12 protein-coding genes are annotated in these 12,697 nt (G+C 30.4%); 4 read left to right on the forward strand and 8 right to left on the reverse strand.

From position 1 onward, the window contains the following. The coding region (locus tag UIB65_RS01415; RefSeq protein WP_330039363.1) for a hypothetical protein at window positions 1–544 on the reverse strand (544 nt) is incomplete at its 3' end. A 447-nt stretch (window positions 545–991) separates the two neighbouring features. Here UIB65_RS01415 and UIB65_RS01420 point away from each other — a divergent pair. Next, the gene (locus UIB65_RS01420) at window positions 992–2,809 is read left to right on the forward strand and encodes a DUF2070 family protein (protein ID WP_330039364.1); all 1,818 of its coding nucleotides are present in this window, start codon (window positions 992–994) and stop codon (window positions 2,807–2,809) included. A gap of 29 nt (window positions 2,810–2,838) precedes the next feature. Here UIB65_RS01420 and UIB65_RS01425 read toward each other — a convergent pair whose 3' ends face one another. After that, on the reverse strand, window positions 2,839–3,111 hold the full coding sequence (locus tag UIB65_RS01425) for a hypothetical protein (protein WP_330039365.1): 273 nt from the start codon (window positions 3,109–3,111) through the stop codon (window positions 2,839–2,841). A gap of 83 nt (window positions 3,112–3,194) precedes the next feature. Between UIB65_RS01425 and rqcH the strand changes: the two genes are divergently transcribed. Continuing rightward, on the forward strand, window positions 3,195–5,204 hold the full coding sequence (gene rqcH, locus UIB65_RS01430) for a ribosome rescue protein RqcH (protein WP_330039366.1): 2,010 nt from the start codon (window positions 3,195–3,197) through the stop codon (window positions 5,202–5,204). On the opposite strand, the gene UIB65_RS01435 is transcribed toward rqcH, so the two are convergent. Further along, on the reverse strand, window positions 5,201–5,920 hold the full coding sequence (locus UIB65_RS01435) for a metal-dependent hydrolase (RefSeq protein ID WP_330039367.1): 720 nt from the start codon (window positions 5,918–5,920) through the stop codon (window positions 5,201–5,203). The two genes, rqcH and UIB65_RS01435, sit on opposite strands and share 4 nt — an antisense overlap. Further along, complete coding sequence (locus tag UIB65_RS01440) at window positions 5,920–7,083, reverse strand: hypothetical protein (protein ID WP_330039368.1); 1,164 nt, start codon at window positions 7,081–7,083, stop codon at window positions 5,920–5,922. The genes UIB65_RS01435 and UIB65_RS01440 overlap by 1 nt, the downstream gene beginning before the upstream one ends. 184 nt (window positions 7,084–7,267) lie before the next feature. Between UIB65_RS01440 and UIB65_RS01445 the strand changes: the two genes are divergently transcribed. Both UIB65_RS01445 and UIB65_RS01450 read left to right on the forward strand, forming a co-directional pair. Continuing rightward, the gene (locus UIB65_RS01445) at window positions 7,268–7,474 is read left to right on the forward strand and encodes a class III signal peptide-containing protein (protein WP_330039369.1); all 207 of its coding nucleotides are present in this window, start codon (window positions 7,268–7,270) and stop codon (window positions 7,472–7,474) included. Continuing rightward, window positions 7,467–7,649 (forward strand): class III signal peptide-containing protein, encoded by a 183-nt coding sequence (locus tag UIB65_RS01450; RefSeq protein WP_330039370.1) that lies wholly within the window; start codon window positions 7,467–7,469, stop codon window positions 7,647–7,649. Before UIB65_RS01445 ends, UIB65_RS01450 begins: the two co-directional genes overlap by 8 nt. 15 nt (window positions 7,650–7,664) lie before the next feature. Here the strand turns inward: UIB65_RS01450 and fwdF are convergent, their stop codons facing one another. The 4 genes from fwdF to UIB65_RS01470 all read right to left on the reverse strand — a co-directional run bounded on the left by fwdF (window position 7,665) and on the right by UIB65_RS01470 (window position 12,469). Further along, window positions 7,665–8,672, reverse strand: coding sequence for a tungsten-dependent formylmethanofuran dehydrogenase subunit FwdF (gene fwdF, locus UIB65_RS01455; protein WP_330039371.1), 1,008 nt, complete (start codon window positions 8,670–8,672; stop codon window positions 7,665–7,667). 9 nt (window positions 8,673–8,681) lie between these two features. Then, on the reverse strand, window positions 8,682–8,873 hold the full coding sequence (locus UIB65_RS01460) for a 4Fe-4S binding protein (protein WP_330039372.1): 192 nt from the start codon (window positions 8,871–8,873) through the stop codon (window positions 8,682–8,684). Between the two features lie 103 nt (window positions 8,874–8,976). Further along, on the reverse strand, window positions 8,977–9,435 hold the full coding sequence (locus UIB65_RS01465; RefSeq protein ID WP_330039373.1) for a phosphopantetheine adenylyltransferase: 459 nt from the start codon (window positions 9,433–9,435) through the stop codon (window positions 8,977–8,979). Between the two features lie 112 nt (window positions 9,436–9,547). Beyond that, window positions 9,548–12,469, reverse strand: coding sequence for an Ig-like domain repeat protein (locus UIB65_RS01470; protein WP_330039374.1), 2,922 nt, complete (start codon window positions 12,467–12,469; stop codon window positions 9,548–9,550). Between the last annotated feature and the right edge of the window lie 228 nt (window positions 12,470–12,697).

Raw genomic sequence — 12,697 nt, forward strand, 5'->3', positions numbered from 1 at the left:
TATCAGTAAAATTCAAACCAGAAAAGAAACTAGAAGCATTAAAATTGAACATATCAGTAAAATTCAAACCAGAAAAGAAACTAGAAGCATTAAAATTGAACATATCAGTAAAATTGAAATTACTAAAAATTTCAGAGACATTTAAATTCAAAACATCATTTTCGTTACTGTTTAAAACAATAACCTCTTGTCCTACACCAAGGACATTACCAACATTAGATTTAGCAGGAATAGATTGAATTTCATCAGATTTTTTAACTTCAACAGTATTTACAGTTGTATCAATACTAGTCACACCATTTTCAGCTGATTGATTATTTACAGCATCAGATGTGTTTCCTTCATCAACACCTCCTATTTCAGTTGCCAATGATTTTTCTTCTAAATCATTTATTTGCTCGACAGCAATCTGATTATCAATATTGGAATCTTTGACTGAAGAAACAAGATCACTAGTGAAATTATCACTATCCGACGCACTTACTGCACCAACAGCAAGTAAAGAAATAAGTATAACTGAAAGTATAAACCTATATTTCTTCATTTAAATTATCCTCCATAATAATTATAATAATCTAAAATAATATATAAAATAATTATTTAAATATATTATTTAAATATATTATTTAAGATGATTATATGTTTATTTGACCAAATATAAAAACTTTTTTTAAAATAATAATACTCTTAACATTAATTTTTCTCATGATTTGAATTTTTAACCAAAAATATCAATAAACTGTTAAATATAATTGACAATTATAGATTTTTTTATGTACAATTCCAAGATGCAAAAAAAAATCTTTTTGATTAAAAATTAAAAAAAAAACTGAAAATGAATTACTCACGTAATTGTTAGACTAAACATCATAGCAATTATATGTTTTACTATTATTAGTAAAATTATAGCATATAATTTGACAAATTTAATATATTTGTTATGACTAAATTTTTATATGAGCATTAATTAAAACTAGTAGGATAATTTTTTATGTCAAGTATGAGCAGTGTCGCAGGATTATCTAAATTTATAACAACCCTGCCAAAAACAAAATATTCAATTTTAGTGATGTTGATAATAAGTATCCTGACAGGGATAATATATTTTCTCGTAGATTCAGTAAATTATAGTTTTATTGAAGAAATCATTTATGGAGGATTATATACCCTTATGATTTTGGGGATTCCATCAATCATGAGCGGAGCACTGAATCAACAGGTTGTAAGCATATGGGACGGAATAAATCTAAAAATAAAACATTCCATGTTTTTGTCTGCACTCTCCATGACAATATTATCCTTAATACTTATTGTTGGAAGCGTAATTTCAAGAATTTTTAATATTGACATATTTCTAAACTCATTACTGTTTGGTTGTGTCATAATCTATGGATTCAATACACTGGTATTTTGGGCGACTTCAAAGATAAGATTTACAAAAGCCGTAACCACTGCATTAATTCAGCCAATACTCATCATTTCAATGTATATTTTAATTACATTTTTAGTAACAGACACAAGTTTTTTAGGACCTATTATTTTGCAAATTACAATTAAAGCATTAATTGCAGGAATAATATTTGTTTTAGCAATTTATGCATTTATTACAGTCATTGCATCTCCATTTAAGAAAAACCTGGGAATTGGAGTTTTGGATTTGCTAAGCCTATTCATTGCACACATGAATGAAGGATCAAATTCTCTTGAAGGATTATTTGAAAACATGAGTGAAGCAATTGATACAGTAGTTACCTTTGTCAGTTTTAAAACTGAAAAAGGAATTAAAGCACTGTTCATTTCACCGTCCGTACATCCAGGACCTTTAGGAGACCTTGGAGGATCAAATATGCCTACAATACTTGCCAATAAATTCAATCATTTCACAATGGTTGCACACGGTCCTTCAACTCACGACTTCAATCCAGTGGCTGTTTCTGAAATTGATAAAATCGAATCTGCTGTGAAAAAAGGATTAGAAAATGTTGAATACAGTCCCAATGCAAGCAAATTTATAAGATACAATGCGGAAAAAGCAAATATAGGAGTTCAATTTTTTAACAAAGGTATGGTGATATTGTCCACATTTGCACCTGAAGGCAGTGACGATATTGAATTTGGTGTTGGCCTTACAATGATGGCGCAAAGTAGAAGCAGATGCAATGTTAAAGATTCCATCATTGTAGATTGCCACAATTCATTTGCCAAGGAAAGTGGTGAAGTATTGCCTGGAAATGCTGAAGTGTTCCATCTGATTGAGGTTATTGATAAAATTGACAACAACCAAAATAAAAGCGATATCAAAATTGGATGTTGGCAAACAACAATGGACACCTTAAATAAACAGGAAGGAATCGGAGAAAGTGGTTTGAAAACAATGATTATAGAAGTTGACAATCAAAGAACTGCATATGTCCTTTTTGATTCAAACAATATGGAAGTAGGATTCAGACAAGAAATAATAGATGCAGTTAAAGATTTAGAAATAGATGAAATAGAAGTAATGACCACTGATACCCATACAGTCAACACACTCTCACGAGGATATAATCCAATTGGAATTTCAAAAAGGCCTGAAATCATTGAATATGTTAAAAAAAGCATAACAAAAGCATTGAAAGATTTAGAAAAAGTTGAAGTTGGAACTGGAACTGAAAAAATAGAGAATCTTAATACATTCGGACCAAAGAATTCGACAGAACTAATATCCACAATTAGTTCAGTAGTTGCAGTCAGTAAGATAATAGCTCCAGTTTTATTAATTACTTCATTAATAATTGCGTTTATTTGGATTTTCTTCGGAAGTTTCTGAATTTAAAAAAATAATATTTTTTTTAAAATTTAAAGGTAAACAGTCAATAAAGTATATGCAATTACCCAGGTAAAGAAGAACGGAGAGATTCCATCCCATAACCATTGAGAAAATCCGGAAATTTCATCCCCAGCCATCTTTTGACAAAATTGACCGACGAAATATAATATAATCAATGCAATAAACCCTGCAAAGATATCATTTTTAAATCCTAGCCAACCTAATGTCAAAGCAGCTGAAATCACAGCTGCAACAAGAGCCGCAATGATATGAATACTTGTAACCTTAATAGTTGTGTCCATTGATATCCTCCTTAATTAGATATATTAATATAATTTTAGTGATTATAATATATTAAAGTATTGATAAAAAAAAGGTGTTTAGCATGAAACCTATGTCCAATGTAGACATTTATACAATAAGTGACGAATTAAATAATTTATTAAGTGGTGCTAGAGTAGATAAATCATTCCAACCAACAAAGGATATCGTTGTAATGAGATTTCACGTTCCAGGAACTGGTAGAATTGACTTGGTAATGCAGTGCGGTTCCCGAATTCACACTAGCCAATATCCCCTTGAAAATCCAACAACACCACCAACATTCCCTATGCTTTTAAGAAAAAGAATAAAAGGAGCACATGTTGAAAGCGTCAAACAGCATAATTTTGATCGTGTGGTTGAAATCAATGTCAAAAAAGACAAATATTACACAATAATTGTAGAACTTTTTGATAAAGGAAACATAATTCTTTTAGATGATGAAAATAATATCATTTTACCACTTAAAAGAAAACATTGGAGCAATAGAGATATCAGTTCTAAAAAAGAGTACATATTCCCTGAAGAAAGAGGAATAAACCCCACCACAGTTACACAAAGTGAATTTAAAGAAATATTCGAAAATAATTCGGACAGCGATCTTGTAAGAACACTTGCAAGAAATGGACTTGGAAGTTTATATGCCGAAGAAATCATCAAAAGGGCAAATGAAATAATTGCAATCGATAAAAATACTCCAAATAAAGATATTACTGAAGAACAGAGCATAGCATTATACAACAGCCTTAAAAATCTATTTGATAGTTTAAAAAATGATTCAGCTAAGCCACAAATTGTTAAAAATAATTCAAAAGAAGATGTGGTGCCACTTGATTTAATAAATTATGAGGATTTTGAAAAAACATACTATAAAAGTTTCAATGAAGCATGTGATGAATTTTATTCCAAAAAAGTAAATACCGACATAAAGGAAATAAAAGAAAACGCCTGGAACAAAAAGGTAGGCAAATTTGAAAAAAGATTGAAGTTACAGCAAGAAACACTTGATAATTTTGACAAGACAATTACCGAAAGTACAAAAAAAGGAGAAGTAATCTATTCTAATTACACCACCATCGAAAACATAATAAATGTAGTGAACACAGCTAGAAGCAAGGATTACTCTTTTAAAGAAATCGGCAAAACACTTAAAAAAGCTAAAAAAGAGGGAATGGCTGAAGCACAAATCTATGAATCAATCGACAAATTAGGCGTTTTGACATTAGACATAGACAATACTAAAATAAACATCGATCCAAAATTAACAATACCTGAAAATGCTGAAAACTATTATGAAAAAGCTAAAAAAGCAAAAAGAAAAACAAAAGGTGCTTTAATAGCTATTGAAAACACGAAAAAACAACTTGAAAAAATCAAAGCGAAAAAGGATGTTGCAATGGAAAATATCGCAGTTCCGAAAAAGAGAGTTAAAAAGAATCTTAAATGGTATGAAAAATTAAGATGGTTCCTAAGCTCAGACGGAGTTTTGGTTGTTGGAGGCAGAGATGCCAACAGTAATGAAAGCGTTGTTAAAAAATATCTTGAACCTAATGACATTTATTTGCATGCAGATATACATGGTGCGACATCAACTGCAATAAAATTAAATGGGAATAAATTAAATGACAATCTCCTTAAAGAATCTGGTGAGTTTGCAGCATCATTTTCATCTGCTTGGTCAAAAGGCTTCACATCCCAAGACGTATTTTGGGTTCACCCAGACCAAGTTTCAAAAACACCCGAAGCAGGGGAATTTTTGCCTAAAGGTTCATTTGTTATACGGGGACATCGTAATTACATTCGAGGAGCAAGAGTGAAATTGGCTATAGGAATTGTTGACTACGAAGGTAAACGGATAATGGCCGGACCAATTGAAGCTCTCGAAAAACACAGTGAAAATTTCGTTGTATTAAAACCAGGATTTACAAAAAAAGAAGCAATAGCCAAAAAAATATTGCATAAAATAAATGAAGATGATTTAATCAATCTGGATGACATAATTAGAGTGCTGCCATCTGGAAAATGTGATATTGATGAAGAATATCATCAAAGAAAAAAATATGAAAAGAATTAATCCTGATAATCTTCAGGATTATATTCATAATATTCATCAGGATTCATGACCACAACATCAATGTTAGGATTAAATTGACTAACAAAATTTGCAAAAATTGCAGGATCTTGTTCTATTGGTGGAAAAGTATTATAATGCATTGGTATAACCGCTTTTGGATTCAACCACATTGAAGCCAAGGCAGCTTCAAAAGGACCCATGGTAAACTTATCACCAATAGGAAGCAATGCTATATCCGGCTTGTAAATATCACCAATAATAGTTTTCATATCACCAAATAAACCAGTATCACCAGCATGGAAAATTTTAGTGCCATCCTCAAAAGTAATCAAAAAGCTTGCAGCAGTCCCTCCAGGAACTGTTTCTTCCATAATATCAATATCTGAAGAATGTTTAGCTTCAAGCATAGTGAATTTTATGTTTCTGAAAATGAAAGAACCTCCAATATTTACACCAATATTTCTAATACCCTGTTTCGCTAAAAAGAGTGAAATTTCGTGGATACAAGCTATAGGGGCATTAGTATTATTAGAAATTTCCAATGCATCACCAAAATGGTCGGAATGACCATGAGTAAGCAATATAATATCTGGATTTAAATCTTCCACAGGCACCTGACAGGCAGGGTTATTACTGATAAACGGATCAATCAATATTTTAACATCATCATCGCTGATTATTTCAAAGGCTGAATGACCTAACCATCTTATCTCCATTATACATTTCCTCCAACACTGCTCATAATAACAGATTCATCTAAACTAGATGCAATATTCCAAGTTTTTTCAAAGTCGGAACGGATGTCTGAAATAGAAGTTCTATCATCATAAATAGCACCATATTCAAAACCATCAGGACCATCTGAAATAATCATTGCATATGAATCATCTGTAATTAAATTAACTGTATGAACCTTAGGAACAGTTTTAATATGAACTCCCTGTTTTAAAAGAGATGAAATTAAAAACATGTAGGACATGTCTGAAACATCAAATTCATCAATTATCACTCTGGAATAGATAGTTGGAACATGAGACAAAAATCTATCAGACAAATCATTTAATGAAGGGATTTCCAACATGATTTCTTTATGGACATTAACTGCCAATTGGTCAAAAGCATCCTGAGAAGTTATCAAACCTTCATCATGAATTACATAACTTTGAAGTCCTTTTGGAACTGGAAGACTTTCAGGATTATTAATATCAATTTTAATATCCCTAGGTTCATTGGATTCTTGAGTAACAGGTTCTGGATGTTCTACAACAATTTCTTCAGCAGGAGGTTCATTAGATAAGGCTTTTTTAATTTCTTCAGATTTATCTGTTTCAACAATGAAATCTGGAACATTAGTAGTGAAATAATCTTCTTCACGCCTTTTTGGAGCTCTAGTAACCTTTATTGGTTTATCATATCTAGGAGTGAATTGAAGTTGCCTTTCGAAACCAACATTTTCTTCCACACCGTCATTTCTAACAACATTCAACACAGCTTTTGGATTATTTTCCAATGAATCTTCATCAGAATCAAAATCCTGATAATCATCAAGCACTAATTCCTCATAATCATTATCTTGATATTCATTAAAATCCCTTCGAACATGCAAAGGTTGATTAGGATTATCGGATTTCTTTTCAGCCCCATTTAATCTTGAAGAATTAAATTCATTAGAAGTAATAAATTCTTTGATTGCATTAGTGGTCCTATCAGCATTAGAATCAACAAAATAGCTAATGATCATAATAATTCCAACAATTGATATAATAAGACCCACTATTAATAAAATATCTAGTAAATTATACACACTAGTCTCATATGCTATGAGAATACCTACTACAAATAAAATAAAACCTGAAACTAATTTTAATGTATTTCCCACGTTTTCACCCTTATCAATTTTAATCACTCTATATTTAACTATGTATATTTTATCTGCACCACCATTAATAAACCTAATGGAAAAAATAGGAAAAAAACAATGGAAAAAATAAAAAAGTATTACTTTTTATAAAAATAGTAATATTAATATAATTAAAAATCACATAATAATAACTGGTGAAAACATGAAAAAAATCAACGCAATAATTAAAGAAAATTCAGGACAAGGCGCTGCAGAATACATATTATTATTCGGAGGAGTGTTAGTAATTGCATTACTTGCTTTAACAATATACAGGTCATATATGGAAACAAGTGACACCAGTTTAAAAGCAAAAGATGACATTATGGACGTGAGAAATACAATATTAGACAATAGGACACATGTATAATCAGAAATTAGACAACAAAGGACAAGGAAGTGCAGAATTAATCCTTATTACAGGAGGATTAATTGTTGTAATACTTTTAGTAGCCAGTTATATGTCAAATATAACAGAAAAAACACAAACAACGATAACGGACTTGTTAAAAAAAGAAAGAGATTTTTTAATAAATAAAATATGAAAATAGGGAGAATCCCTATTTTCCATTAACTAATGAATTTAAAATTTCAGCCCAAGAATTAGAATTAATATTAATTAAATTCATAGCAGTCCTAGTTAAAATTCTAATATTCTGAGGACATGCTGTTACACAGGCACCACACAAGTTGCAAAAGTCCAAATTAGTAACAGATTTCCCATCAACAATTTCAACTGCATTACATGGACAAACATCTAAACAAGCATGACATGAGTCGCCTTTACATATTTTTTCTTCAGTTTCAACCAATTCAAGCTTACCTTCAAATGGTTTTGTAACTGTAATTGCATCAACCGGACAAATTTCTGAACACCAAGAGCAATTAACACATGAATCTTCAATAATGAATGCCTCACCAGAAATTTCAGGAACTTCAATTTCTTCACGCAACATACATGTTGAACAAATTTCTCTAATTGCATCTTCCGGACAAATTCTTTTACATACTCCACAATATACACATTTGGAAGTATCCACTGTAATTGAATTATTTAATTTATCAACGCTTGATGATGCAATATTTTTAAGTTCAATAGCTTCAGCAGGACATAAATCTGCACAGAATGAACAATAAATACATTTATCTTCATCAAAACTAATTTCACCGCGAACCAATGAAGAAACATCAGGGAGTTTCCTTTCAAATAAAATAGAATCTCTCGGACAGATAGATTTACATCTTCCACAATAAATACAATCTTCATCATCTATATTGGATTGAACATCCCATGACGGATATGACTCAATATCTTTAATATCTTCACCATCAATTGTTAATGATAATGAATCGAAAGGACAAGCAATTGAACATAATCCACAAAATACACAAGAGTCACTAACTGAAATCAAATCCATTTCAATTAATCCTCTTGCTATAGGAACTAAAGGACCCAATTTTAAAGAAGAGGTTGGACATGTTTCAACACAAATTCCACAACCAACACAATTTACATCATCGTAAGCCAATTTACGATATTCTTCCCCTTCACGCTCTATAGTAAACATAAAATAACCTCATGCTTTAGATATAGCTTGATTTGGGCAATTTTGTATACAAAGGTCACAATCATCACAATTTTCAGGAACTATTTTTACGTCCCCGTCTTCTTCAATAATCGCACCTTGTTCACAAAGTTTAATACACAATCCTTGCACAGGACAATCTTGAATATGTCCACATGCATCAGAGTCTATTTTTACTGCCATATAACCACCTCAAATAATTACATATAACTATTTTAAAAAATAATTCATATGTTGAATTAATATATCTCGAAATGAATATATAAACATATCGATTATTTTTTGGCTAATGAATTAAATTTCCATTATTATTAATCTCCCCACGCCTAATTCGAGTGGAGGATATTGGAGTTCCATCATAAGCCAACACAAAACTAACAACAACAATATCAAGGGGTTTCATACCCTTAGAAATTCTAATCTCATTAATCTTAACTGCTGTAGGTTCAGTTTCAGCACTGACAACAATAGCCTCAAAGTCAGCATCATAAATTGTAGTGCCATAAGGATCATCCAAAGGAACAACACAAAAATCATGCTCTTCTGAAAAGAAATTTTTAAGATTACCCATTCTGATTTTACAAGAATCAATATCTCCTTTTAAACCTCCGAAAGCATCAGAAGTAACCCCAATTTCAACTTTGTCCCCAATTTCAAAAGCAGTAGATAATAATTTTTTATGACCATCATGGAATTTATCAAAAGTACCACCAACAGCCACTTTTGAATATTTTTTAGAACTCATAATATTGTCTCAATAGCTTGCTTATTAAACTTTTATTGAAACTATTATAAATTATTAGCTATTTAAAAAAAAAGAATTAAAAAAAAAAATAAAAAAAGATAAAAATAGAAAATTAGAATGGAAGACTTATATAATATCCGTGAAGACTGTAAGAATTCGGATTCCAATTAACTACATTTCCAAACGAGTTTCTAGTACTTGAAGCATCAGCCACAGTCCAGGTATTACCTACCAATACTTGTGCCCAAACGTGACCATAAGTAGAACCACTGGAGAATACACAGGTACCGTGCACATATCTAGCTGGAAGACCTGCAGCTCTAGACATTGCTACAACCAAGTGTGCATGGTCAACGCAGTTTCCAGTTCTTGCATTTAATGTACCTACAGCACCATATCTAGTATCATAATAGAAACTATATGATACGGTATCTCTAATATAATTAAAGATAGCTTTAGCTTTTGCATTATCAGAAGTTAAACCTTTAGTCAATTTAGTAACTAACTGTTTTATTTTAGCATTATTAACTTGACAATTAGCAGTGGCAGCCAAGTATGGTGCTAAATTAGATATAGTATTTTTTGAGTTTAAAACACCAGTAGAAGCTTCGCTTAAAGATTTAACAACAGTGTATCTAGGCATTACATCATTATCGCCATAAAAGGCAACTACACGTGCTAATGCATAAACTGCACCTTTATATCCAATAGATCCTAATTTTGAATCTACATAATTTGGCATGATGCCTTTAGATTCTGAAGTTTTAACCAAACTTTTAGCTACAGAAAGATAATCATATAAATTACCCATATATGCTGCAGCACCAGGTTTTTTAGGAGAAGCTACTTTATAAACAGCAATATCAGCATTACTTCCAGATTTCAAATTGATTATAGCTTTACAAACAAGATATAAGAAATCTGCAGTAGAATATGTCAAACTACCTATTTTTACTTTAGAAGGTAATTTTTCATTATCCCCTATGTAATCCCTGACTGTTCTAGATGCTGCAATAATTTGTTTTAATGTAACTTTATTTACAACATGAATTGTTGATGTGCCTGAAGTAGATTTAAGTGAAAATTTAATTTTATGATCTCCCTTGGATAAAACACCTAATTTAACTTTAGCAACACCGTCATCATTAGTTTTTGCAGCATAATTTTTACCATCTACAGTGAAAGTAACTTTAGCTTTTTTGATTGGAAGATCTTTACCGTCAACAGCTTTAACTGAATAGGTAACGCTTTTTCCAACAGAAACATATATCGGTTTAGCAATAAATTTAGTTCCATTAACTAGTATATGCTTGGAAACAGCATTTGATTTATAATAGTCATCTTTAACTACAGATTTAACATCATAATAGCCTACTTTAAGGCCAATACCTATTTTAGCAACACCCTTTGAATTGGTATGACGAATATGGTCTTTACCCTTTATAATGAAATTAACACTAACATTCTTAAGAGGATTGCCGGATTTATCTTTAACAGTAGCTTTGTATGAAGATCCATCTTTATATTCCATCTTTAAACTTTTTGCAGATAAATTGGCTTTTAGTTTTGAAATAATAATTTTATTTGAACCTTCAGCATAATATTTGGAGCCTTCTGTTAAAAAGGAATATTTAACAGTATAGGTTCCCGGTTTAAATGTATTTAAATCTAATCTTGCCACACCTTTATTATCAGTTTTGGCCAAATAATTGTTACCGGACATGACAAAGGTTACTTCTTTACCTTTAACCAGATTATTGACATGTTTTAAGGTAACTTTGAATTTTGATTTACTACCATAAGAAACCTTCATATCTGAAGCTTCAAATTTACATGATGGATTTTTAACTATTAATTTACAAAATCCTGAAGATGCATAAAACATGGAAGTTCCTCTGAACTGATATCTCATATCATATGTTCCTTTAGAAAGACCTGAAATAGTTATACTAGCTTTACCATCTTTATCAGTCACTGCACTAACAGTTTTATTATTATAAGTAAAGTATATTCTTCCCTCTTTAAGGTTGACATTATGTTTAGACTTCAATTCAACAGTGAAAACATATTTTGTTTTAGGAGCAATATATGTTTCATAAGGTACGTGTGCAAGTATTGATGAATCCTTTTTTACCACAATTTTATTAGATAACTTTTCCTTGGAATATGGATTAGTGGATGTGATAACATGAGTACCTACAGTTAAATAAACCTTTACTTTAGCAACACCATTTTTATTAGTAGTTTTTTTAATTGTCTTTCCATCAAGTTTAAATGAAACATTAGTATTTGCTAAAGCTTCACCATTTTTAAAAAATGTTGCTTGATAGATAGAATGATATCCATAATATTTTGTTAGGTCACTTCCTTTTACAGAGGATAATACTTTGACTTTTTTTGAAAGAGAAGAAGCAGAATAATTTGAATTACCTGCATAACTTAAAGAAATAGTGTAAGTACCAATTGATAAAGCATTGGTTTTAATTGATGCAACACCTTTCTTGTTAGTAGTAGCGGAAAATGTTTTTCCATTAACTTTCAATGAAACTTTTTGATTTTTTAAAGTATTACTGGAGTTATCCTTCAAAGTAACCTTAAATATAGTATTAGCTTTATTATAAGTAGTATCACTAACAGATAATTTTGTAGCTATTTTACTTTTTGCACCCAAAACATCGGATTTATCTGAACTTACAGAAACAACATTATCTACAGTTGAAGATAAATATGAATTATTTTCAGCACCAATATTTTCAAAGGAAGCCTTTAATGTCCCGTTATTATTCTCATAATCGGAATTTATACTATTTGACAAAATAGCATCATAATGAGAATTTCCTAAATTATCATCATGAGAATTAACTATATTAGTTTCTGAGATAGAATCCTCGTTAGAAATTTCTAATTTATTTTGTACGGATAATGTATCATCATTATCATCTAAATTTGAATATTCTTTAATTGAAACATTTGTTGTATCAACTGCACTGACCGCACTTAATAAGACAAAAAATGTCAGTACTATTGATAGCATTAATGTTTTATTTTTAATCGAAATTTTTCCACCTCTTGGTTCTCATTACGAAAATTTTATAGTAAAATATGATTATACTAAAATATAGTATTTCATAATGAGTAGATAAAGATATATATTTTATACCTATATAAATGTTTTTACAACTTAAAAATGTAAAAAACCAGTTAAAAACTAATAAATTAACTAAAATCGATTAAAACAATGTATAAATATCCAATAAAAGAA

This window comes from Methanobrevibacter sp. (assembly GCF_036307625.1).
In the GTDB taxonomy this organism is placed as follows: Archaea; Methanobacteriota; Methanobacteria; order Methanobacteriales; family Methanobacteriaceae; genus Methanocatella.